This is a genomic window from Burkholderia sp. AW33-5 (genome assembly GCF_053427615.1).
Genome location: NZ_JBSAXA010000021.1, coordinates 36,273 through 60,132, shown reverse-complemented (window position 1 = coordinate 60,132; position 23,860 = coordinate 36,273). Strand labels below are relative to the sequence as shown.

At 65.5% G+C, this 23,860-nt stretch carries 23 protein-coding genes; 4 read left to right on the top strand and 19 right to left on the bottom strand.

The features are described 5' to 3' along the window. Window positions 1-121 precede the first annotated feature (121 nt). Window positions 122-997 (top strand): alpha/beta fold hydrolase, encoded by an 876-nt coding sequence (locus ACV22V_RS25930; RefSeq protein WP_448015918.1) that lies wholly within the window; start codon window positions 122-124, stop codon window positions 995-997. Window positions 998-1,032: 35 nt separating this feature from the next. After that, window positions 1,033-2,175, top strand: a complete 1,143-nt coding sequence (locus ACV22V_RS25925) for an FAD binding domain-containing protein (RefSeq protein ID WP_448015917.1) — start codon at window positions 1,033-1,035, stop codon at window positions 2,173-2,175. Between the two features lie 31 nt (window positions 2,176-2,206). Here ACV22V_RS25925 and ACV22V_RS25920 read toward each other — a convergent pair whose 3' ends face one another. The 3 genes from ACV22V_RS25920 to ACV22V_RS25910 form a co-directional block, all read right to left on the bottom strand. Further along, on the bottom strand, window positions 2,207-3,001 hold the full coding sequence (locus ACV22V_RS25920; RefSeq protein ID WP_448015916.1) for an SDR family NAD(P)-dependent oxidoreductase: 795 nt from the start codon (window positions 2,999-3,001) through the stop codon (window positions 2,207-2,209). 291 nt (window positions 3,002-3,292) lie between these two features. Beyond that, on the bottom strand, window positions 3,293-3,574 hold the full coding sequence (locus ACV22V_RS25915) for a YciI family protein (protein ID WP_448015915.1): 282 nt from the start codon (window positions 3,572-3,574) through the stop codon (window positions 3,293-3,295). Between the two features lie 113 nt (window positions 3,575-3,687). Further along, window positions 3,688-4,479 (bottom strand): alpha/beta fold hydrolase, encoded by a 792-nt coding sequence (locus ACV22V_RS25910; RefSeq protein WP_448015914.1) that lies wholly within the window; start codon window positions 4,477-4,479, stop codon window positions 3,688-3,690. A 337-nt stretch (window positions 4,480-4,816) separates the two neighbouring features. Between ACV22V_RS25910 and ACV22V_RS25905 the strand changes: the two genes are divergently transcribed. Next, window positions 4,817-5,686, top strand: coding sequence for a helix-turn-helix domain-containing protein (locus ACV22V_RS25905; protein ID WP_448015913.1), 870 nt, complete (start codon window positions 4,817-4,819; stop codon window positions 5,684-5,686). A 51-nt stretch (window positions 5,687-5,737) separates the two neighbouring features. Here ACV22V_RS25905 and ACV22V_RS25900 read toward each other — a convergent pair whose 3' ends face one another. The 10 genes from ACV22V_RS25900 to ACV22V_RS25855 all read right to left on the bottom strand — a co-directional run bounded on the left by ACV22V_RS25900 (window position 5,738) and on the right by ACV22V_RS25855 (window position 17,290). Further along, the gene (locus ACV22V_RS25900; protein ID WP_448015912.1) at window positions 5,738-6,670 is read right to left on the bottom strand and encodes a fumarylacetoacetate hydrolase family protein; all 933 of its coding nucleotides are present in this window, start codon (window positions 6,668-6,670) and stop codon (window positions 5,738-5,740) included. A 48-nt stretch (window positions 6,671-6,718) separates the two neighbouring features. Further along, entirely contained in the window at window positions 6,719-8,020 is a 1,302-nt protein-coding gene (locus tag ACV22V_RS25895) for an MFS transporter (RefSeq protein ID WP_448015911.1), read from the bottom strand. Between the two features lie 95 nt (window positions 8,021-8,115). Then, on the bottom strand, window positions 8,116-9,303 hold the full coding sequence (locus ACV22V_RS25890) for an acetamidase/formamidase family protein (RefSeq protein ID WP_448015910.1): 1,188 nt from the start codon (window positions 9,301-9,303) through the stop codon (window positions 8,116-8,118). Window positions 9,304-9,351: 48 nt separating this feature from the next. After that, window positions 9,352-9,903 carry a GlcG/HbpS family heme-binding protein gene (locus ACV22V_RS25885; RefSeq protein ID WP_448015909.1) on the bottom strand — a complete coding sequence of 184 codons (552 nt, stop codon included), beginning with the start codon at window positions 9,901-9,903 and terminating at the stop codon, window positions 9,352-9,354. A gap of 187 nt (window positions 9,904-10,090) precedes the next feature. Continuing rightward, a complete protein-coding gene (locus ACV22V_RS25880) occupies window positions 10,091-11,215 on the bottom strand; it encodes a YncE family protein (RefSeq protein WP_448015908.1) in 1,125 nt (374 codons plus the stop codon). Between the two features lie 102 nt (window positions 11,216-11,317). Then, window positions 11,318-12,421: a porin gene (locus ACV22V_RS25875; RefSeq protein WP_448015907.1), complete on the bottom strand. Its 1,104-nt coding sequence runs from the start codon at window positions 12,419-12,421 to the stop codon at window positions 11,318-11,320. Between the two features lie 274 nt (window positions 12,422-12,695). Continuing rightward, complete coding sequence (locus tag ACV22V_RS25870; RefSeq protein WP_448015906.1) at window positions 12,696-13,703, bottom strand: ABC transporter permease; 1,008 nt, start codon at window positions 13,701-13,703, stop codon at window positions 12,696-12,698. Then, window positions 13,700-14,641, bottom strand: coding sequence for an ABC transporter permease (locus ACV22V_RS25865; protein WP_448015905.1), 942 nt, complete (start codon window positions 14,639-14,641; stop codon window positions 13,700-13,702). Before ACV22V_RS25865 ends, ACV22V_RS25870 begins: the two co-directional genes overlap by 4 nt. Before the next feature lie 41 nt (window positions 14,642-14,682). Next, window positions 14,683-16,188 carry a sugar ABC transporter ATP-binding protein gene (locus ACV22V_RS25860; RefSeq protein ID WP_448015904.1) on the bottom strand — a complete coding sequence of 502 codons (1,506 nt, stop codon included), beginning with the start codon at window positions 16,186-16,188 and terminating at the stop codon, window positions 14,683-14,685. Between the two features lie 91 nt (window positions 16,189-16,279). Further along, on the bottom strand, window positions 16,280-17,290 hold the full coding sequence (locus tag ACV22V_RS25855; RefSeq protein ID WP_448015903.1) for a sugar ABC transporter substrate-binding protein: 1,011 nt from the start codon (window positions 17,288-17,290) through the stop codon (window positions 16,280-16,282). A 380-nt stretch (window positions 17,291-17,670) separates the two neighbouring features. Here ACV22V_RS25855 and ACV22V_RS25850 point away from each other — a divergent pair, with 380 nt between their 5' ends. Continuing rightward, the gene (locus ACV22V_RS25850; RefSeq protein WP_448015902.1) at window positions 17,671-18,735 is read left to right on the top strand and encodes a LacI family DNA-binding transcriptional regulator; all 1,065 of its coding nucleotides are present in this window, start codon (window positions 17,671-17,673) and stop codon (window positions 18,733-18,735) included. Window positions 18,736-18,952: 217 nt separating this feature from the next. Here ACV22V_RS25850 and ACV22V_RS25845 read toward each other — a convergent pair whose 3' ends face one another. From ACV22V_RS25845 to ACV22V_RS25820, 6 genes are all read right to left on the bottom strand, one after another. After that, the gene (locus ACV22V_RS25845) at window positions 18,953-19,303 is read right to left on the bottom strand and encodes a cupin domain-containing protein (protein WP_448015901.1); all 351 of its coding nucleotides are present in this window, start codon (window positions 19,301-19,303) and stop codon (window positions 18,953-18,955) included. Continuing rightward, window positions 19,300-20,277, bottom strand: coding sequence for a quinone oxidoreductase family protein (locus ACV22V_RS25840; RefSeq protein WP_448015900.1), 978 nt, complete (start codon window positions 20,275-20,277; stop codon window positions 19,300-19,302). The genes ACV22V_RS25845 and ACV22V_RS25840 overlap by 4 nt, the downstream gene beginning before the upstream one ends. A 105-nt stretch (window positions 20,278-20,382) precedes the next feature. Continuing rightward, window positions 20,383-21,264 (bottom strand): 3-keto-5-aminohexanoate cleavage protein, encoded by an 882-nt coding sequence (locus tag ACV22V_RS25835; RefSeq protein ID WP_448015899.1) that lies wholly within the window; start codon window positions 21,262-21,264, stop codon window positions 20,383-20,385. A gap of 18 nt (window positions 21,265-21,282) precedes the next feature. Continuing rightward, entirely contained in the window at window positions 21,283-22,032 is a 750-nt protein-coding gene (locus ACV22V_RS25830; protein WP_448015898.1) for an SDR family NAD(P)-dependent oxidoreductase, read from the bottom strand. 13 nt (window positions 22,033-22,045) lie between these two features. Continuing rightward, window positions 22,046-22,960, bottom strand: a complete 915-nt coding sequence (locus ACV22V_RS25825; protein ID WP_448015897.1) for a dioxygenase family protein — start codon at window positions 22,958-22,960, stop codon at window positions 22,046-22,048. 258 nt (window positions 22,961-23,218) lie between these two features. Beyond that, window positions 23,219-23,539, bottom strand: a complete 321-nt coding sequence (locus ACV22V_RS25820) for a hypothetical protein (RefSeq protein WP_448015896.1) — start codon at window positions 23,537-23,539, stop codon at window positions 23,219-23,221. Between the last annotated feature and the right edge of the window lie 321 nt (window positions 23,540-23,860).

Sequence of the window (23,860 nt, the reverse complement as noted above, 5' to 3'; positions counted from 1 at the left end):
TGCGGCGAAACAAGACGATTTCAGAACAATTTATCCGTCGCGCCGGGCATTTCACCTATCCTCGAAAGGACGCTCCGCACGTTCCCGTTGCGCGCAGGCCGAACCGAACAGGGATCCTCACATGACCGCCGCCACGCCTTCGATCGCCCATCACACCGTCACCGCGAACGGCATCCGCCAGCACTACATCGATGCCGGCAGCGGGCCCGTCGTCGTCCTGCTGCACGGCTTTCCGGAAACCAGCTTCGCGTGGCGCTTCCAGATCCCCGCGCTGGCACAGCGCTACCGCGTGATCGCGCCCGATCTGCGCGGCTACGGAGAAACCGACAAGCCGGCCGCCGGCTACGACAAACGCAACATGGCGCGCGACATCGCCGGGCTGCTCGACACGCTCGGCATCGGCCGCGTTGCGCTCGTCGGACACGATCGTGGTGCACGCGTCGCGACGCGGTTCTCGAAAGACTTCCCCGAACGCGTCGACCGCCTCGTCGTGATGGACAATGTGCCGACGCGCATCGTCGCGCAGAACATGACCGCGCAAACGGCGCGCGCGTACTGGTTCTTCCTGTTTCACCAGGTGCCCGACCTGCCCGAGGCGTTGATCGCCGGCAAGGAAGCCGAGTGGCTGAGCCACTTCTTCTCCGACTGGTGCTACAACCCGCACGCGATCTCCGGCGACGCGTTCGACACATACGTGCGAGCCTATCGACGCCCGGGTGCAGTGCGCGGCGCACTGGCCGACTATCGAGCAAACGCGGAGGACGTGAAGCAGGATCTCGTCGACGCGGACGTCAGGATCGCGTGCCCGACCATGGCCATCTGGGGCGAGGATTTCTATGCGGTCGGCAAGATGTTCGACATGAAATCCGTGTGGGAAGGCATGGCGACGAACCTGCGTGCCGAACCGATTGCGCAGTGCGGGCATCTGCCTCAGGAGGAACAGCCGGAGCGCGTGAACGCGCTGCTGCTCGACTTCCTGAAGCACTGGGAAGGCTGAATCGCCGTTCGACGCTTCATCGAGAGAAAACCATCATGAGCGACGTTTCCAGTCCGCTGGCGGTCGTCATCGGCGGATCGGTGGGCGGGTTGTTTACGGCGACCGCACTGCGGGCGGCCGGATGGCGCGTCAAGGTGTTCGAGCAATCGCCGAACGATCTCGAAAGCCGCGGCGGCGGCATCGTGCTGCAAGCGCCGATCGAGCGCGCCTTCGCGTTCGGCGGCGTACCCGTGCCGCACGATGCGGGCGTCGATTCAGGCGACCGGATCTATCTCGACGAACACGACCGCGTCGTGCAGCGCCTTTACATGCCGCAAACGCAGACCGCGTGGAACGTGATCTACACGGTCCTGAAGCGCGCGCTGCCCGCAGGCGTCGTCCAGGCCGGCGTATCGTTCGAGCGGTTCGAGCAGGAAGGCGACGGCGTGATCGCGCATTTCGCGGACGGCCGCGTCGAGCGGGCCGACCTGCTGGTCGGCGCTGACGGCGGCCGCTCGAACGTGCGCGCGCAACTGCTTCCCGATGCGCGGCCCGCGTATGCGGGTTATGTCGCGTGGCGCGGGCTCGTCGATGAGCACCTGCTGTCCGACACGGTGCTGCAGGTGCTGCGCAACCGCTTCACGTTTCAGCAAGGCGACGCGCATCTGTTCCTGACGTATCTGGTGCCGGGCCGCGACGGCGCGATCGAACCGGGCAAGCGCCGCGTGAACTGGGTCTGGTACCGGCGGCTCGCCGCGGACCGCATGCCGTCGCTGTTTCTCGCGCAGGACGGCACGCAGCGCGACGGTTCGCTGCCCTCCGGCGCGATGCGGGACGACAACCAGCTCGAACTCGTGGAGGCCGGCAACCGGATGCTCGCGCCGACGCTCGCCGCGCTCGTCGACGCGACGCAGGCGCCGTTCGCCCAGGCGATCCTCGATCTCGCGGTCGACCGCATGGCTTTCGGGCGCGCGGTACTGCTCGGCGACGCGGCCTGCCTCGTGCGGCCGCACACGGCCGCCGGCGTCGCGAAAGCGGCGGAAAATGCGGTCGGTCTTGCCGAGGCGCTGCGCGGCGTCGCGCGCGGCACAGCGTTCGACGCGGCGCTATCGCGCTGGGAAGCCGTTCAGCTCGCGACCAACGCGTCGCTGTCCGAACTCGGGATTTCACTCGGCACCCGGATCATGGGGCGCGCGTGACCGGCAAGCGGCCGCGCGCCGCATCGTTCGATCACGCAATGCTCTCCACCACGCCGCCGTCGACCCGCAACGCGGCGCCCGTGGTCGCCGACGCCTGCGGCGAGCATACGTAGACGACCAGGTTCGCGACCTCCTCCGGCGTGATCGGCCGCCGGAGAATCGAGCTGCCCCGATGCGCGCGCACGAAGTCGATGCCGAACTGCTCGACCGATTTGCCCTGCCGTGCCGTAGTCGCCTCGACCATCGAGCGGAAACCGTCCGACAGCGTCGGCCCCGGCAAGACCGCATTCACGGTTACGCCGCTGCCGGCCGCCTGCTTCGCAATGCCGCGAGCGATGCTCAGTTGGGCGGTCTTCGAGAAGCCGTAGGCGAGCATGTCCGGGGGAACGTTCAATGCGGACTCCGACGACACGAAAACCACGCGCCCCCAGCCGCGCGCCATCATGCCCTTCAGGTAACCGCGCGTGAGCCGCACGCCGGACATCACGTTGACGAGAAAGTACCGCTCCCATGCGTCGTCGTCGGTGCTGAAGATCGTGCCCGGCGCATAGAAACCGACGTTGTTGACCAGGATGTCGGCCGCGGGAAACGCCGCGACGAGAGCATCGCACGCGGCGCGCGTGCCGAGATCGCCGACGTGGCCGTCGACCTGCGCGTCCGCGACGCTCGCGCGGATCGCGGCAAGCGCCGCATCGACACTTGCCGGCGTCCGGCCGTTGACGATCATCTTCGCCCCCGACGCGGCCAGCCCCATCGCTATCGCAAGCCCGATGCCGGCGGTCGAGCCGCTGACGACGGCGAGCTTGCCGGAAAGATCGATATGCATGATGTGACTCTCGTTCGTATCGCACGCGGCCGGGGGCGCATGCGCGGTTCGCCGACGCATCTGATCCGATGTTAGACGCACCGGCGCCGCGGGCGGCTTGAAACGTTCTTAAACGTCGCCACTGCGCCGGTGGCACACGCGTCATCCCGTCGATCGAGGCAACCGCGGACTGCCCGGGCGAATCCACGCCCGACGCACGCCGACGGGTGAAGCTACGCCCCCGCTCGCCGCGTTTCCTGGTCCCCGCTCACGAACGTGCGCCCCGGGGCCGACGAATCGTGCAAAGGTGCCTCAGTGCTCATCTGCCCGGTTCAGGAAAAACCGGATATCTACCGTCTTCCAGATGCCTTCCGTGTGGAACGGATCGTCTAGCACGAGTCGCCGCACGGCTTCGATGTCGTCTGCGTCATAGAGGAACAGACTCCCACCCACCGAGCCGTCCGGATCGATGAGCGGCCCGGCAATCCGGGCCTTCAACGGCGAAGCGAGCAACCGCGCCTTGTGCGCGGCAAAGTGGGTCTGACGACGCTCCGCCATACCCGGATGATCGATGCAGTAGACGACAAAAAGCATGTTCTTTCCTTATTTTCAGAATCCTATATTTGCTTCGGATTCCTTTATTTAAATCAAACATCCGATGAAATCATGAACGGAGCCGCTCCGTCAGAGCGCGCGCATCGACGAGATCAGCGACCGTAGCGAAGCAGGAATTCCCGCAGTTTCGGATTGACGTCGCGAGCATGGGTCAGATTCGGCGTGTGTCCCGCCCCGGCCACGCCGACCATGCCCTTCGAGTTCGGCAGCCCTTCGGCAAGCGCCTCGCCGCAACGCAGCGGAATGGCCGCATCGGCCATGCCGTGAACGACGATCGACGCATGCGTGATCTCGGCGAGCCGCGGTGTGATGTCGTCGCGCGACGTCAGCGCATCGACCGGGTATTCGAAGTGGTCGCGCGGAATCTTCAGCCATTTCTCGATCCACGCCGACGCGGGAAAGCCGGCGCCGAGCAGGAACCCGGCGAGGTGCTCGGCGACGTTCACCGCACCATTTCGCGCCCACTCCGCCTTGAGTTCCTCGAACGACGCGATCACCCGTGCGTCGTCGAGATCGCTGCGCGTCGCGATCAGCGCGAGCGCGCGGAACCTGGCCGGTTCGAGCAGCGCCGCACGCATCGACACGAACCCGCCCTGCGACATCCCGACCAGCGAAGCCGTCGCGATTTCTAGGTGATCGAGCAGCGCGATCAGGTCGCGGGCCGAATCCCAATAGCTGAACGCGCGGTCGATCGGCCCGGTCGCGCCGAAGCCGCGCTGATCCCAGACGACACACCGGAACGTGTCGTCCAGTGCGTCGACGTTCGGGCGAAACATGTCACCGTCCATCAGGAAACCGTGACTGAAAACGACCACCGGCGCTTCCTTCGGGCCGGACTCTTCATATGCGAAACGGATACCCTCGCGTTCAAACCATGCTTTCATCCTCAGCCTCTCGTCAACTCGGACCAGTCGGGGCAGCGCCGTGCGGCCCGCTCGCTTCACACTCTATCTTTCGGGCGGCTGGGGCGATGGTCGATTGAAGCGACGGCTTACCGGATCGTCCGGATTTTTTATCGCGAGGCATATCGATGCGTTGCGCAACGCGCATCTGCGATCTTCCCCGGATTGACGGGCCGCCGCGCATTTGATTTAGTAGATGGCTTGTGCGGGCGTTCAGACGCCGCCGCTTTATCGCAACGGTGCCAGCCGTTTGCATCGAAGCGGAACGAGCGAAACCTGCGACGGCGCTCCAGCCGCGGCGATACCGGAGAAGGTTGAAATGGTGCAAGCAGCAATGGAATCGGAAAAGCCCGTCTGGATTCTGCAAGGCGAGTTCGGTCGTGCCACGGTGAACTTCATCAGCCGGCCGCTGGTCGCCCATGCGCACTCGCAGTACCAGTTCCTGTTCAAGCTCGGCGGGAGCGACTGCGATTTCCGGATAGGTACCGAGGAATGCACGCTCAGCGCTGACGCCGCGATCTGCCTGAATCCCTGGGTCGAACACGCAAAGTGCGCGAACAAGGACACGCCGTCGCTGATCCTGTCGCTCGTGATCGAAACGCCCTGGCTGCGCAAACGGCTCGGCCTGGCGGACGGAGGCCCGGCCGATATCTTCCCGCGCAAGCTGGTCGTCGTGACCCCGGACGTGCAGCATCACGTCGATCGCCTGGCAGCCGCCATCACGAATCATCTGGTTGCGCAGGACGCGGGCTGCCTGCCGATTCTCGAGGATCTCGTCACGGCGCTCGGGCGCGACTTTGCCGATCCCGATCTGACCACGCGCATCGCGCCGTCGACCCGTCCGGTCGACTTCAGAATCCGGAAAGCGCTCGACTTCATCAAGCGCGCGCCGTCCGCGAACATGACGGTCACGCAGGTCGCGTCCGAAGTCGGGCTGTCGAGATCGCGCTTCTTCGAGCAATTCCGGCGCTGCATGGGCGTCTCGCCGCAGCACTTCATCGACTGGGTTCGCATGTCGCACGCGATCCGGCTGCTTGCGCAGAGCGACCGGCCGCTCGCCGACATCGCGGACGAGCTCGGCTTCGAGGAACATAGCCACTTCACGCGCTTCTTTGCGCAGCACATGGGCGTGCCGCCGAGCGATTTTCGTCGGCATTCGGTCAAGCTCGATCTCGAACGGCTCGACTGACCGACGCGGCCGGTCTGCCGCAGGCGCGCGAATGCGCGCATGCGGCTCAGGTCAGGCCAGCAGTTCCGACGGATCGGCAACGACCGGATTGGCCAGCACGCCCAGTCCGTCGATCTCGATCTCGACCCAGTCGCCCGGACGCATATGCACGAGCCCCGGCGTCGGAAACGGTCCGTACTGACGCGACAGGTCGTTCCCTTCCACGTCGTCGGGCTCCGGCTTCAGCGCGCCCGGCGTTCCCATCGCGATCAGGTCGCCAGGCCGCAGTCGGTAGCCGCGGCTCAGATAGCTGACCGTGCGCGCGACGTCGATCAGCATGTCGTCGAGCGGTGCGCGCTGTCGGACGACACCGTTGATGCGCGTGAGCACCGTGCGTTTCGCCGGGTCGCCGAACTCATCCGACGTCATCAGCCACGGTCCGTAGGACCCCGATGCTTCGAAACATTTCCCGAGGCCGAATTGCCGGTTGTGCACCTGGTATTCGCGCACCGAGCCCTCGTTCAGGCACGTGTAGCCCGCGACGTATTCCAGCGCGCGCTCGACGGGGACGTAGCGCCCCGGCTTGCCGATGATCACGCCGAGCTCGCCCTCGTAGTCGAACGCGCGGGCGACCGCTTCCGGCGGTGCGACGATCGGCTCGCCCGCGCCGACGTAAGAAGCCGCCGTGCGCAGGAAGAGGTGCGGATAGTCGGGATTCGTTTGCAGTCCTGTCTCGGCGATGTGGCTCTTGAAGTTCAGCGCGAGCGCCCACATTGCGTTCGGCCGGTCGAGGAACGGCTTCAGCGTCACGGACGAGAGAAACCGGGTGCCGGTCTTGCCGGCGGCCGATTCGCGCAGGCGGTCGAGCCCGTCGTCCATCTCGAGGACCGCGATCAGATTCGCGGGCAGATCCGGTGCGATCTCCGCCACCGGGATGAAATGGGTGTCGCTGGTGACGACGCCGAGCGCGTGATGGCCCGCGTCCGAGTAAGCAATGATTTTCATGATTGAGCGAAATTCCGCAAGTTTTCAGGAAGACGTGTCGAAAACGGTTCAGTGCCCCGCCGGCGCGCCGCCCGCGGCCGATTCGCGACCGGCCGCACGGCGGCCGATGATCGCCAGCGCGCCGAGCGCGGCAATCGCGGCGATCGCCGGCACCACGGCGACGAGGACGATGTTGCGCGGATCCCAGCCGGTCGCGAGCAGCGCCCCGCCGATCGCCGGGCCGACGAACGAACCAATCCGCCCGATTGCATGCCCCCAGCCGACGCCTGTTGCGCGGATGCTAGGCGGATACACCGCGACCGCCAGCGCGGTCTGCCCCATGATCCCGTTGACGAGCCCCGCGCCGATCACGCCGATCGACAGCAGCACGGCCAACGGCGACAACGCGGCCTGGCTCAGCGCCGCGATGCCGGCGATCACGCAGACGATCCCCACCGCCAGCGCCGACTTCACGCGCAACCGCCCCGACACCGTCATCGCGGTGACCGCGGCCGTCATCAACAGGTTGCCGCTCAATCCGCCGACGCTGAACGCGGCCATGCCGGCCGGCGCCCGATCGAGCGAGAAGCCGAATGACAGGAGCATGGTCGGAAGCCAGAACAGCAACGCATAGACGTCCATGAAGATCAGGAACGAGAACAGCCACAGCACGGCGGTATAACCCGCGCGGCCGTCGTCGAACAGCGCACGCACCGGGCTCGCCACCGGCCGCGCCGGATGCTGCGCGCCACCCGCCGGCGAGGCTGCCGAAGGCAGGATCCGGAAGAACGCCGGCGCGACCGCAAACGGCAGTACGCCGCCGACCAGGAACACCGATTGCCAGCCGAAACGATGCATCAGCGGACCGCCGATCAGCCCGCCGATCACCGCTCCTACGGACATTCCGGTCGTCACCAGCACCGACGCGGCAACCTTGTGCCGGGTGCCGATGATCGTCGCCGACGCGGTGATCGCGATCGGCAGCGCCGCGCCGAGGCCGATCGCCGCCAGGACCCGCAGCACCGACAGCAGCGCCACGCTGCTCGCGGACATCGTCAGCAGCGTGCAGCCGCCGAACAGCGCGACGCTGGCCAGCCCGACCGCGCGAAGGCCGAAGCGGTTTGCGAGCGAGCCCGTGACGATGAAGCCGATTGCCGCGCCGACATTGGTCGCGACGAATACCGGCGTGAATGCAGCCGGCGCGAGATGCCAGTCCCGCGCCAGCGTCGGAACGACGAACGAGATCGACGTCGTGTTGAAGCCATCGAGCACGACGACGAGAAAGCAGACGAGCAGCGCGACTGCCCGGCTCATGCCGCCGACCTCGGACATGCCGGTGTCGACTGCGGTCTGTTGATCATTCTGTTTCACTACCTAACCTCCCGCGGCGCGCCAGGGCCGGTTCGCCGTGAAGCGCGACCCGGCCCCGGTCGGCCGCTCGTTCCGAAGCCATGAAGAAAGTGCGCTCACGCGCGCACGTAGTCCGACAGGCGCCGCAGCATCTCCGCAGAGAAAATATTCTTCGGCACCATGCAATGCACGCCTTTCGGCGGTTCCGTCTTGTAGACGGTACCGGTCTGGTGCGCGTACTGCGTGATCCGGAAGCTCCCGGATACGCTCAGGATGCCGTAGCAATCGACCGCCGCAATGCCGGTGGCCGATGCCATCCAGCCGATCGTTTGACGAATGCACGCCACGAGCGCGTCGTCGAGGCTGTCGGCGAAGCCGAAGCCGATCCAGTGCTCCGGGGTCTCGGCCAGCGGGCCGTTAAGCGAAGAACGCTTGTGGAGCAGGAACTGGATGCGCATCTCCTCGAAAGCGGATTCGATCGACGTCTGGTCGATGTTGCCCTCGCCCGACGCCCCCATCGACCCGCCTGTCCAGACGCGTGCGCCGGCGACCTGCACGGGAAGAAAGATCGACGTCCCGACGCCGAGCACCGCGCAGTCGAGATTGCCGCCGTAGCTACCGGCGAAGTTCGCGCTCGTCACGCGGTCACCGGGCGGCTGGGTGCCGAGATAGGCCTGGAACGGTTTCAGCGGTATCTGCACACCCGGCACATACGACGCGTAGGTGCGCGCATCGTCGAACTTCAGGTAACGGAGATACGGACCAAAATCGCCCGGCAGCGCTCCGACGCCAGGAGGCGCGGAATTCCAGCCCCAGTCGATCGGCCGCATCTTCAGCATGCGGCATTCGACGACATCGCCGGGTTCCGCGCCTTCGATTTCCACCGGCCCAATCAACGAGAACGCGCCGTTCGGATATTTCTTGCGTATGGGCTCGCGCTCCTTGAATCCCATCCCGTACTTCGCTTCATTGCCCCAGTTGGTCCACGTGCCGTCGTACCACACCGTATCGCCGGACCGGATCGATGCCGCCGCCACCGCATCGGGTGTCATCTGGCCGACCTGCACCGTTTTCCACGACGGCACCAGCTTCACCGTCTTGCCACCCGGCACCGCGCGCATCGTGGCGGCGTGCGCCTTGGGAGCGGCCGCTTGCGCGCGTGCGACGCCGGCGAAACCTGCCGCAATCGCGCCGAAGCCGAGCTTGAGCATCGTGCGGCGGCATTGCGCGGTCCCGTCCATCGTCACCGCTCCACGCGTCTCCGCGTCGCTTGCCGGGACGTCGCCCGGGTGTTCCATTTCCATGTTGTGTCTCATACGTCTTCCAGACCTGGTTCTAAGGACAACGCGCGTTCAACGCGCGGATTGAGCGCCCAGCCCGGCGATCGCCTTCAGCACCACCTGATCGTCGGTCTCGGATGGCGCACCGGCCGCACCGAGCGCGCCGAGCAGATGGCCGTTCATGAACACGGGGAACGTGCCGCGGCCGGGCAGGAACGGCGCGTAATACCCGGCGCCGGACATGTTGCTGTACTCGGACGGATCGTCGCGATAGCGATGTTCGAGCGTGACACCGGACTGGCCACCGAGCGCGACGGACGCGAATGCCTTGCCGCGCGCGAAGTCGACACTGGAGAACGATGCACCGTCCATTCGCACCGCGGCGAGCAGATGGCCGCCGGGATCGACGACGGCGAAGCCCATCGCGAGGTGTCGCGCGTTCGCCTCGGCGACCGCGAGCGAAAGCAGCGTCTGCGTCTGCGCATAGCTCAGCGCATAGGTCGTTACCGCGACGTTGCCGTGCGTGTCTTCGGCGAACGAAGCATGCGTCGCACCTGCGAGTCCGGCCCAGAGGCCCGCCAGTTTCAGCCACCGCCGAACCCGTAACCTGAATTTCACTTCCATTTCCTGACTCCACTTCGCCCTGTACGCCCGAGTTCCAGCGTACGTCCGGCCACGCCGTACGACTTGACCATCCAGCCTCGCGATTTACCTTCCCCTCCGATCTTCGATGTCATGCGGCGGCAGGGCGTGATGCTCAAAAAAATCCGCGGGAGCCCATCTCCCGCGGGAAGTCACCACACTGGAGCCCTTACTCCGTCGCGAACACCGCGACGCCGGTTCCCGGGAACTGCGCGGACGAGCCGGCGCCGTACGGAACGAACACGTGATGCGACTCACCGTCGACCGCGACCGAATGCGAGAACTTGCCGGTCGGCACGATCGCGACGAGGCTGCGGGTGCTTGCGTCGATGATCCCGAGCGCGGGGTCGAACTTCGCGTCCTTCGCGCCGACCCGCGAGATGTTGTCGGCCGAGTGATGGCCGCCGGCCAGGAAGTAGCGATTCGAGACCGGGTCGTACGCCACTTCGTCGGCGCCGCCGAACGGCAATTGCGCGAGCGGCGTGCCGTTCGTCCGGTCGATGATCAGCGTCGTCTGCTTGCCGCCCTCATCGGGATCGCAGCCGATCAGTGCATCGTTGCCCGGCCCGAGCGCAAGACCGCTCGGACTGTCGCAGCCCTTCAGCTTCAGCGCGGCCTGGACGACCGGCTTGCCTTCGAGCACCGACTTCACCGGAATTAGGTCGACCTCACCCTTCGGGTTGGCCTTGGTCCCGTCGTTGTTCAGCACGAAGTTGTCGTTCTTCGCGTCGAATTCGCACGCCTCGAGGCCGGTCGAATCCGCGAGCGGCATCTTCGCGATCACCGTATGCGTGTCGGTATTGAAAAAGGTCACGAACGGCGGCTGCTCGGCGCCACTCGCGAACATCGCGACGTGATGCTTGGGGGCGAGACAGCCTTCGTCCGCGCGAATGCCCGACGAGCTGACGTCGATGCGCTTGACGAGCTGCTTCGATGCGACGTCGATCACCTTGACGGAATTCACGTCACCCACATACACCAGCGACGTGCCGGGAATCGGCAGCACGCCCGACGGGCCCGACTTTTCGTGCGACGGACCGATACCCGCGAAGTCGGCCTTGATCCGGTCGCGCAGCTGCATCGTCTTCGCGTCGAAAACGTCGAGCGTCCCGTTCGCACCGTCGGCGAGGTAATAGTTTCCGTCCGACACGGCGCTGATATCGAAACCGAACGACTTTTCGCTCGTGACCGGAATGGTCGTGATCAGCTTCGGGCCGCCGGCATCGGCTCCCCACGCAACGGCAGCGGCCGCCGTCAGGCTCATCATGGCAAATGCGACATAGGCTTTTTTCATCTTTGACTCCTCCTGGTACTCATCGATAGACCCGGTTCGACCCGGAATGCGTGGCTTGCACGGTCCGCCGACACCCTGTCGGCGGACCGTCGACCGATATGGTCAGAACGTGTGTGCGAAGCCGACCCGGACGTCCGCCTGATGGCCGGTCGGCGCCGGGGCGAAACTCGCGCCGATCACCGCATCCACGCCCGCGGATGCCTTCAAGTAATCGGACGACAGGTAGACCGTCGTGCGCTTCGACAGCGAATACAGCGCTGCGGCCGTGACCTGGTTCCACGCGTGCGCTTCGAAGCTGGTGTGCTGGTAGCCGCCGACGAGCTGGAACGCGGGTGTCACCTGCCACGTCGCGCCGCCCTCGTAGACGTTCATGACCGACTTCGCGTCCTGGAACTTCAGCACCGTGTTGGTGTAGTCCGCGTACAGCGTGACGTTGCCGATCGCGTACGAACCACCGACGCCGAGCGTGCCGAGCGAGCGGATCTGGAAGGACGGCGCGGTGTCTGTGACGCTGTCGCCCGAACCGGTCGCGACCGGGAGGCCGAAGAACGAATGCACGCCGATCTGCGCGTACGGGTCGATCGTCGGCGTGGCGACGAACGTGTACATCGTCGCGAGCGTCAGCGGCCCGTTCGTGTACTGCACGCCCGCGCTCCAGCCGCTGCCGTCGTGGAAGCTGCCGGGGGTATTGCTGAACCCGTACATCGCACCGAACTGGAAACCGCCCCACGTCGGGCTCATGTACTTGATCGAGTTCGTCAGCCGGTCGTTGTTCGTGCGGTCGAAATCGCCCAGGTGAATCGCATAGCCGCTGCCGGCCGAACTGACGTTGAGCGGCGCGAGGAATTCGGCGGTGAAGTCGAACTGCTTGCCCAGCGTGATCATCCCGTAGGGCGTCTGCACGCCGACATACGCCTGTTGCCCGAACAACGTGTTGGGCTGGTTCAGCTGCCCGTTGTTCAGGTTGTACAGCGATGACAGTTTGAATATCGCCCGGTAGCCGCCGCCCAGCTCTTCCGCACCCGACATGATCCACAGGTTCGGGAACAGCACGCCGCTGTCCATCTTGAAGTTGTGATGCCCGCCTTCGTTCGTCGCGTAAGTCAGGCCGTTGTCGATCTTCCCAGAGAGCGTGATGCTGCTCTGCGCGAAGGCCGATCCGCTCAATGCCACGCCGATCAGTGCCGCGATCGCTGTTCTTTTCATCTCCACCACTGTCTACCCCTCCATTTCAGTCTTTCGATACCGGATGCCCACGGATGGAATGTCTTTTTTATCTGGATAACTAATCATCTAATCAGCCACTACGGAAGCGAAAGGTCACGTGAGACGATCCGATTTTTTCCAGAACCGGATCGTGCGATGCCGATCACCTGGACTTCATGTTAAGGACACTTCGGCCGGCGACCGTCGCCGAAGAGTCCCGTCGCTTGTCAAATCGTCTCTTTGTTTTCGTCGGGACGGTCTTGCCTGCGGACCGTCAGCCGGCGCGTCCGGCATTCCGGCGGCCGAGCGCGTCGATGAGCACCGCCACCAGCAGCACTACGCCGACGACCAGCGGCTGCAGGTTTGCACTGAGGTTCAGGAGGTTCATCCCGTCGATGACGAGCGCCAGGGTCAGACAACCGAGCAGCGTGCCGAGCAGGGTTCCGGTTCCACCGAAAAGCGACGCCCCGCCGATCAGGATCGCCGCGATCGCGGGCAGCAGGATCGGATCGCCCATCGCCGAATCGGCAGCATTCACGCGCGCGAGATACACGACCGCGGCGATCCCTGCCATCAGCCCGCTGATCGTGTATACCGCGATCCGGCGGCGGCGTACCGGAATCCCGGACAGCCGAGCCACTTCCGGATTGGCGCCGATCGCGTATATCTCGCGGCCGATGTTCAGGCGCGCCGTGACGACCGATCCGACGACCAGCACGAGCAGCATCATGTAGACGGGAATCGGCACGCCCCACCAGAAGCCGGTGCCGAGCGCGCGAAAGCCGGCCGGGAAGCCGAAGATCTCGTTGCCGCCCATGTAATGGAAGGCAAGCCCCTGAACGACCCAGAGCATTCCGTAGGTCGCGAGGAACGGCGGCAGCCGCAGGAACGTGACCGCCAGGCCGTTCAGGAGCCCGATCGACGCGCCGCACGACATCGATATCGCGACGGCGAACCACGGGGAAACCCCGGCCTTCATCGCGCCTGCCGCCAGACAGGCGGACAGCGTGAGGTTCGCGGCAATCGACAGGTCGAAGCCGCCCGACAGGATCACGATCGTAAGGCCGGAGGCGAGCAGGAACATCAGGCTGGCCTGCCGCAGCACGTTCAGCAGGTTGCCGGACGTGGCGAAACCGTCCGACGCGAACGCGAGCACGATGGCAAGGACAGCGACGAACACGGCGCGGTAGATCAGCGCGGTCGCGTCTTCGGACAGCCGGCCACGACGTGCGGTGCCGATGACGCGCATCGCCGCAAGCGGGGATGGATTCTGGATACTCATGCTTGTGCTCCTGCGACGCGGGATTTGCGGACACTATCGGCGACGACGACCGCCAGAACCAGCAAGCCGATCGTCACGACCTGCAGCGACGATTCGATGCCGATCAGGTTGAGCGCATTGCGCAGCACTCCGATCGTCAACACACCGATCGCCGTACCGGGCAACCACCCTTCCCCGCGCTCGAACGACGTGCCGCCCAGGACGACCGCCGCGATTGCGTCGAACTCCATGCCGATCGCGGCGTTCGGCTCCGCCGCGTTCATGCGGCCGACGAGCAGCAGCGCCGCAAGGCCCGCGAACAGGCCGCTCATCACGTAGATCGCGACGTGATAGACACGGACGCGGACACCCGCCAGGGTCAGTGCGTCCCGGTTGCCGCCGATCGCGAACACATACGCGCCGAACCGCGTGTGGTAGAGCAGCAGATGCGTGACCGAGTATGCCGCGAGCGCGCAGGCAACCGGGAACGGCACGCCGAGTACCGACGAACCGTAAAGCGTGGCGACGACGGGATTCGCGACGACCACCGCATTGCCGTCGGTCATCACGAGCGCGACACCATGCGTGACGCCGAGCGCGCCGAGGGTCACGACGAACGGCGGCAGCCCCAGACGCGCGACGAGCGTGCCGTTCAGGAAGCCGATCGCGACACCGACCGCCGCCGCCGCGGCGAGCGCGGTAACGATGCCGGCGCCGGTGCCGAGCGATTGCGCGAACACGACGCCGCACAGGCTCAGCAACGCGCCGACCGACAGGTCGAGCCCCTCGCTCAGGATCACCAGGGTCATCGGCATCGCGATCATCACGAGGATCGAGACCTGGAGGCCGATGTCGACCAGATTCGCGCGCGACGCGAAGCCCGGTACGCCAAAAGCCGCCGCAGCGACCAGCGCGGCGCTGGCCCACACGATCGAAGGCAGCGGCCGTTTGGGTCGCACCCCCGGATCCCTGTCATTCCATTTCGTTTCAATCGACATCGTCAACCTCCGTGCATGGCCAAACCGAGAATGCTTTGCTCGCTCAATTGTTCGCGCTGCAGTTCACCCGCGATCGCGCCGCCGCGCATCACGTATGCGCGGTCGCAAACGTGCACGATCTCCGACAGCTCCGAACTGATCAGCAGGACGGCCGCCCCCTCCTCGACCAGCCGCTCGATCAGATTGAAGATCTCGGTCTTCGCACCAATATCGATGCCACGCGTCGGCTCGTCGAAGATGTACAGGCGACACTCGGCACTGAGCCACTTGCCGATCACGATCTTTTGCTGGTTGCCGCCGCTCAGGTTGTGCGCCCGCTTGGCCGGGTCGCCCGGGGCGATCCGCAGCATGTCGATCAGCTCGCGCGTCGCTCGGGTTGCGCGGGCCGGGCGGTACCAGCCCTTCGGGAACAGATGCCACAGGCTCGACACGAGCAGGTTCTCGTGTACCGAGCGGCGCAGTGCGAGACCCTCCTGCTTGCGGTTTTCCGGAATCAGGCCGACGCCGCGCCTGACGACCTCGTGCGGGCCGCCCGATACCGCTTTGCCGAAAATCTCGACGCGACCGCCCTGGATCGGGTCGGCGCCGATTACCGCGCGCGCGACCTCGGTCCGCCCGGCGCCGACCAGGCCCGACAATCCGACGATCTCGCCGCAGCGCACCTGCAGGTCGACTCCGTTCACGCCGGTCGATGTCGTCAGTTCGCGCACGTCGAGCGCGATTTCCCCGCATGCACCGAAATACCGGCGCTCGTAGACCGCGCCGACCTTGCGTCCGACCATCAGCGCAATCAACTGATCGGGGGTCGCCTTGCCGGCCGGCATCGAGGTCACCAGCCGGCCGTCGCGCAGAACGGTCACGCGATCGCCGAGATCGAACACCTCCTTCATCCGGTGCGAGATGTAGACGATCGCCACGCCAGCGTCGCGCAACCGTTGCACGATCGCGAACAACGCATCGGCCTCCCGGTCCGAGATGGCTGCGGTCGGCTCGTCCATCACGAGCACGCGCGCGTCGTGCGACAGCGCTTTCGCAATCTCGACCATCTGCTGCTGCGCAACACCCAGGTCTGCCGCATGGGTTCGCGTGTCGTACGCGAGGCCGAGCTGCGCCAGCACGGCGGCGGCGTCCGAATGCATGCGCCGGTGATCGACGAGGCCGAAGCGGTTGCGCGGCTCGCGGCCAAGATAGATGTTCTGCGCGATCGACAGATGCGGCACGAGCGAGAATTCCTGGAAAATCACTGCGATGCCCAGGCGTTTCGCGTCGGCGGGCGATTCGATCGCGACCGGCACGCCGTCGTAACGGATCTCGCCGCCATCGGCACGATAGGCGCCGAACAACACCTTCATCAGCGACGACTTCCCGGCGCCGTTCTCGCCGAGCAGCATGTGCACCTCGCCCGCGTACAGCGTCAGGTCGACGTCGGTCAGCGCCGCCACGCCAGGAAAATGCTTGCAGATCTTGCGTAATTCGAGACGCGGAACGCGCCCGGTAGAAGTTTCCATGCTCATCTCCACGGTGCAGTTCGGCACACGGCCGGGCGTCATGCGACAGCCGGGGCGCCGTCCTGCGATACGGCCCGCTCGGCCGCGCGCGTCACTTGCTGGCCACGTCGCTCCAGGCCGGGCATTGACGTTGATCGCCCGGCAGCTCGAACGGCGCATAGTTCGTCTTGTCGATCACGATGCCCTTGATCAGCACCGTGTCGGGCACGGGTTCCTTGCGCAGCGTGCGGACCGCGGCCATCGTCGCGATGCAGCCCATCTTGAAGCCGTTGAATTCGGCCGTTGCCAGCAACCGCCCTTCCTTGATCGCCTTGACCGACTCGGGCACGCCGCCGATGCCGACGACCTTCACCTGCTTCTGGCCCGCGGCTTCGAGGGCTTCGATCGCGCCCATCGCCATCACGTCGGCGGCCGCCAGCACGCCGTCGATCTTCGGATTCGACTGGATCAGGTTCTCCATCACCTGAAGCGCCTGCAGCCGCTGATAGTTCGCCGGCTGCGCCGCCAGCAGGTGAACCTCCGGGAATTCCTGAAGGGCCTTCCTGAACCCGCGTTCGCGTTCGTCGCTCGTCGTCGAACCCTTCACGCCTTCGAGAATCACGACGGCGCCCCTGCCCCCGAGGCTCTTGAACAGGTAGCGCGCGACATCGAGACCGAGGTTGTAGTCGTCCGCGACGACGACCGAAGAAAACTTGCCGCCCGCCACGCGATCGTTGTAGTTGACGACCGGAATGCCGATCGCGTTGATCTTCTGGATCGCAGGAACGACACCGTGCGGGTTCACGCCCATGAACAGCACGGCGTTCGGTTTCTTCACGCCGACATCTTCCAGCTCGCTCAACTGCTCGCCGAGATCGTTCGGCCGCGTCGGCGCATAGTTCGTGACCGACACGCCGAGCTGCTTCGCCTCGGCGTTGACGCCGGCACGAACGAGCGCGAAATGCGGATCGACCTGATTCTTGTAGAAAGCGGCGATCGTCTCGCTTGCCGCGAGCGCGCTCGCGCCGTGGAAAATGCCGATCGTCGCGGCGGACGCGGCGACGATGCACATTGCGGCCCGCTTGCGCGCCGGCAGGCGCGCGGTTTTAAGGTTCGTCTCCATCCACTGGCTCCTGTACGTCGTTCACATTGGCCACACCGCTTGACGGCGTGAAATCATGGGTAACAGTGTGCAACCGTTTGCATATGTTCACGCGAAGAATGCCTGGACAACGCATCGACGTGCTCCGTCGCATCGTTGAATCGATCGGAATTTTTCCAGGTTTCGGCGTGCTCGGTTGTCGATGGCATCTTCGACTTCGGCCACGGCTCGACCGATTGCATCGGATGTGTGATTTACTTTATGCAAACGTATGCATATCCTATCCGATGAAAATGGGCTGTCAATGAGGTTTAGCACGGTAAACATTAGGGTTTATCCTGCAACATTGATCGCAACCCATTGCATCGATACAATCGGATGCCTATTCTCCAGCGGGTTCCATGAGCCAATCCTCCGAAGTGCGCGGCACCGGCCGTGTCACGATTCGCGAAGTCGCCGCCGCGGCGTCCGTCAATGCATCGACGGTGTCGCGCGTGCTCAATCCGGCCACACGTCACCTGATCGGTGACGAGGTCGTGCGTCGCGTGCTCGCCGCAGCCAAGTCGCTCGGCTATCGGCAGAACCGGCTGGCCGCTGCGCTGCGTGGCGGGCAATCGAAGGTGATCGGCGTATGCCTGCCCGACATCTCGAACCCGGTGTTCCCGCCGATGGTCTGCGGCATCGAGGAAGAACTCGCGGCCGAAGGTTATGGCGTGCTGATCGCGAACATCGTCGGCAAGCCGAAGAACCAGGAACGGATGCTCGAGCAGATGCTCGAGCGCCAGGTGGACGGCCTGATCCTCGCCACCGCCGCGCGGCACGATCCGCTCGTGCGGCGCTGCACCCTCGACGGCGTGCCGGTCGTGCTCGTCAATCGCGGCGAGGACGGCGGCCACGTGCCCGAAGTCGTCAACGACGATTTCCTGTCGATGCGGCTCGCAGTCGAGCACCTGGTCGGGCTCGGGCATACGCGCATCGCGCACCTGTCCGGGCCGGAGCGGCTCGCGACCGGCCTCTCTCGGCTGCAGGGTTTCCAAATCGCCACCCAGCAGCACGATCTTGCGGCCAACGTCGTCGTGGAAGCGACCGAGTTCACGCGCGAAGCCGGGCGCCTCGCCTGCGCGCAGCTGCTCGACACGCATCGCAGCGTGACCGCCATCATCGCGGCGAACGATCTGATCGCGCTCGGCTGCTACGACGTGTTTGCCGAGCGGCGGATCGTGTGCCCGAAGGACATTTCGCTGATCGGGCACAACGACATGCCGCTGCTCGACATGCTGAATCCGTCACTGACTACCCTGCGCATCCAGCATCGCGAGATGGGCCGGCAGGCCGCGCGCCTGCTGCTCGGCATGATTGCGACGCCGGGCAAGGCGCCGCTGCGCATCACGCTGCCGCCCGAACTGATCGTGCGCGGGTCGACCTGCGCACCGCGGGTGGCAGGCAACCGGGCGCGGGCGAACTGACGCGCCGCGCCGATCGGCCGACTGGCGAAACGCACGCCGCCACCCCGGCGTGCGAGTGCGAATCCGGTGAGACAAATATAAGGTGGCGGGTGTCCGGAAACCTGACCGGAATGGCCGGCGGTTTGCCGGATCGTCCGATCTTCGCGGCTGGCCCGGCCGGTTGCGCGCACGGCGAGCAGCGGCGGGCCGTGGTGTGCCGAGCGGCCTGCGTCCGCAGCTAGCCGCGCGCAGGACGCGCGAACGGCATCGCGAGCAGGATCCTGGCGCGGTGGTCCGACCGGTTGTGCAGCGCACGCCGCTCGCCCGGCGCGAGACGGCACGAATCGAACGCCTGCAATTCGACTTCGACGCCGTCCGCGTCTATGCACACCCGGCCTTCCAGCACGACGTAGTGCTTCTCGACATCCGACCCGTCCATCGTCGTGTGCCCGCCCGGTTCGATCGTCGATACGCCGAGCCACAGCGATTCGGCCGGGCCCGCCTCGCGTCCTTGCAGGCGGACGCATTGCATCCCGAAGTGATTCGGCGGGAAATAGCCGGGCGCGTCGCGAAAGCGCGTGACGTTCATGGCTTGAGCAGCACCCGGTTCGCGGTGCCGCCGAATACCGCCCGATACGCGTGGGCGGCATCGGCAAGATCGAATACAGAACCGGCATCGATCGGGAACGGCCGCAGCGAGCCCTGTTCGAACGACGGCAGCAACGCATCGAGGATGTCGGCGCAGTGCCGCGTATCGAGCGCGAGCGTATCGATGCCGACGTAGGTATGCTGCCCGCGATAGAACGCGAAGATGTCGAACGGTACCGCGCGCTCGATCGTCGAGATCAGGATCTGCGTGCCCCCCACGGCCATCGCGCGATTCGCACGCTCGAAGTATGGACTCCCGACCGTGTTATAGACGATGTTCGCGCCACGGCCGGCCGTCATCTCGAGCACGAGCTCGTCGAACGGTTCTGCGGACGCGTTGATCATCGTGACATCGCCGTTTGCGTGCCCGATATACGACGGATCGTCGCGCACGACGCCGATCACCTCCGCCCCCGCCATGGTCGCCAGCTGGACGGCCGCTTGCCCGACCTTGCCGTTGGCGCCCAGGACGAGCACGACGTCGCCGCGCCGCACGCCGCCGGCACGGTGCAAGCCCTCGAACGCGGTGACGAACGGTACGCCGATCGAGCCGGCCTCGTCCATCGTCAGGTTTGCCGGTTTCTCGCGCACGCTGTGCGCCGGCACGACGAGATGGCTGGCGTGGGTGCCGTCGCGACGGATGCCGAGCTCGCCGCTGCTGCCCCAGACTTCCTTGCCGATCAGCGCCGGCGGCCCATCGATCACGCGCCCCGCATAGTCTCGCCCCGGCGTGCGCGGCCACACCGCGTGCGGCATGAAGCCAAGCACGGCCTTCACGTCGCTCGGGTTGACGCCCGCACTCTCGATCTCGACCAAACAGTCGGTCGTATCGATCGCCGGGACGGGTTGCGTGTCGATGCTCAGTGCGAGCGCGCTGATATCAGCACTTTTCTGCTGGACGCGAATACATTTCATGCTCGATGGTTTCCCGGAAAATGTCGATTCCGACGCATGGCGCGGTGGCCGTCGGCCCGCCGCGCGTTCACGCGTCGCGCTTGAATATCGTGCGCCGCCCTGCGCTCAGGACGCGAGGCCGAGGCATTCGCGTGCGTCGCTGCTCGTCGCGATCTCGCCGCCGAGCAGCGTGACGATTTCGCGCGCCCGCGCGACGAGCGCCGCGTTGCTTTCGGCGAGCACGCCTTTCTCAATGTAGATGTTGTCCTCGAGGCCGACGCGCACGTGCCCGCCCGCGAGCCACGCCTGCGCGACGATCGGAAACTCGAAACGCCCGATCCCGAACGCGGACCATATCGCGCCCGGCGGTAACAGTCCGCGCGCATAGAGCAGCGTTTCCGGCGACGCCGCGAAGCCATACTTGACCCCGCTGACGAAGGTCCAGAGCCCGGGGCCGTCGAGCACGCCGCTCGCGATGAGGTCCCGCGCCAGGTGAATATCGCCGGAGTCGAAGATCTCGAGCTCAGGTTTAACGCCGGCCCGGCGGATTATCTCGGCCATCCGCGTGACGTTCTTCGGCGTGTTGATCACGACCTCGCCGCCCGAGTTCATCGTGTTCAGGTCGAGGCTGCAGATGTCGGGCCTGAGCGCGAGTATGTGTTCCACGCGCTTATCGGGCGGCAGAAGCGTGGTGCCCGGGGCAGCCACCTTCGGATCGTCGTCGCTCGGAATGAAACGTCCGCCCGGGCCGGTCGTCAGGTTGATGATCAGCTCGCGATCGACTGCGCGAATCCGCGCCATGACGTCGCGATAGAGATCGACGTCCATCGAGGGTCTGCCCGTGGCGGGATCGCGGACATGGATATGCACGACGGCGGCGCCGGCCTGCGCGGCTTCGAGCGAAGCGTTCGCGATCTGCTCGGGCGTGACCGGCAGGCCCGGATGCTGGTCGGGTCGCGTGATGTTGCCCGTGACGGCGCAGGTAATGATGGTCTTGCGAGCATGCATCGATAGGTCTCCAGGCAATCAGTTCAGCCGGCGGCCGCCGTCGACGACGATCGTTGCGCCGGTCGTGAACGTCAGCGTCGTCGCGCAGGCGACGATGGCGGTCGCGACGTCGTCCGGCGCGCCGATCCGGCGAAGCGGCGTCGTCGCGGCAGCCTTTTCGTTGAAATCGTCGCCGCGCCCGGGAACGAACTGCGTATCCACGACGCCGGGCGCTACGTTCACCACCCGAATGCGCGGCGCAAGCGCGCGGCCGAGCGACAGCGCCATCACGTCGATGCCCGCCTTGGCCGCGCAATAGGCGACGTTGCTGCCGTTGCCGGTCGTGCCCGCGATCGACGATACGTTGACGACGAGCCCGTCGCCGGATTCGTCGAGCAGCGCACGAAATGCGCGGATCGCCGCGAACTGGCCGCGCCAGTTGACTTTCATGATCTCGTCGATCAGATCGTCCGTCAGTGCGTCGAGATCCGCGTGACGAACCGGCTTCGTGAAGCCGGCGGCGTTCACCAGGATGTCCGCGCGCCCGTAACGCGCACGCACATCGCCGGCGAGCGCGGCGAGCGTCGCGCTCTCGGTGATCGTGGCGATCGCGGCGGAATGCCCGTCGCCGGGCAGCGTGTCGGCGAGATGCTGCGCCACGGCCAGATCGCTGCGTCCGACCACGACCACGCGCGCGCCCGCTTCGGCGAAACGCGCCGCGGTCGTGACGCCGATCCCGCCCGTGCCGCCGAGAACGACAGCGACTTTATCCTTCAGATTGCGTGACACTGTCGCCTCCTGTTCAGTCGATCGGCGGCGTCGGGTACGTCGGCGTACCGTCGGCCATGACGAACTCGAAATCGAGCGTGTAGTACACCTCGTCCGTCTCGGCGTGCGGCCCCGTCCGCGGCTCATGACGTCCGAAATTGCCGACGAGGCGACGATTCACGCCGAATACGACGTCCGAGTCGAGATGCTCCGAATCGTCGGCGAACACCTGCGACACCAACGTCGCATGGCCTTGCGCGACGATCACGAAATGGATGTGCGCGGGCCGGTACGGATGTCGGTTCTGTGCGTCGAGAAGCGCGCCGACGGGGCCGTCGACGGGCACCGGGTATCCGGCCGGACGGACGGTACGAAAGTTGAACCGCCCTTGCGCATCGGTATGAAAGCGGCCGCGCAAATTGCGCTCGGGCTGGCTCGGGTCCTGGTTTTCGTAGAGACCGACGGGCGATGCCTGCCAGACGTCGACGGTCGCGCTCGTGACTGGCCGGCCCGACACGTCAAGCACACGGCCGTGCATGAACAGCGGCGAGCCGGGTGACCCCGGGCTTGCAATCGACTGGCCGTGCTCGTAGACCGGCGAACCGCCGCGGTAGAACGGCCCGAGCAACGCGCCTGGCGTGCGCTCCGACGAATCTGAATTGTTCAGCAACGCGACGAGCGTCGAAAAGCCGAGCACGTCGGCCAGGAGCACCACCTCGTTGTGCCGTTCGTTGCATGCGTGCCCGGCAGCACGGATGAAGGCGAGACCGCGCTCGAACTCCTCGTCGGTCAGCTTCACCTGCTTCAGGAACGCATGTCCGTGATCAACCAGCGCATCGACGATCTCCCTCAATCGGGCGTCCCGGGTTCCCGCCATCGCCGCCTTGACGATCGCGGTAACGGACGCGGGATCGTCGGTAATCGCACTTGCAACCGTCTCTTCCGTCATGATTTTCTCCATGCAACCGTTTGCATACGATTGTGCAATCGTACTCGTCGATCGATGCCGAAGGATAGAGCGTTAACCCTGAATCACGCGAAATTTACGACGGCCATTGGTATCATCGCGAACGCAACCGTTTGCATAAATCGGACTCGGAGAGCCGGGCGTTGCCGACGATCGCACGAGGAGCGTACCCGGCCATGCGGCGGGACGCCGTGATTCGACCTGCGCCGGCGCAGCGGCGCGGGTCGCAGCGCCGGATCGTTATTGTCCGGGAGCGGGCGTGTCAGCGGTGCTTTTCTGGGCTGCCGCCTTGTGCTCCGCCCTTTGGAGGCTTTGAGGATAGTGATCGTCCTTGCTCACGCGATAGCCATTCTTCTCGAGCGCACTCAGTTCCTGGTTCCGCTTCTGCCGGGCTGCCTTGCGCTGCGCCTTGCGTTGCGCTTTCAGCTCCTGCTTCGACGTCGGGGCGTCGGGTGTGGCCGATGTCCCGCCCGTATCCTGCGCGTTCGCGACCGGTGCACCCAGCAGCACGACGCCGGTCAGGACTGCGAGCGCGAGCGGCGCCAGCCTGAACTTTTTCATGTGATTCTCCTTTTTTCGTCGATGATCGAATGACAAGGTTCTACGTGCCGGCGGCGGTTCGACCGAGATCGATCTTGGCTTCGTCCGATTCACGTCTCCACAAGTTACACGATGGCAAGATGATTTTTATTAAGACACCTGAATTTTCCTGATAGAAAAATCAAGCGGGAGCCGACACCCGTCTGCCGGACTGCGCGCTGCGGGTGACGCGCGACATCGTGCCCGCCCGCGCGTCGATGCGACGATCGAACTGAACTGCACGCGAAACACCATGAGACACGCAAGCCTGTCGGGCATTCGCCCGTCATTGCACAGAGGAAA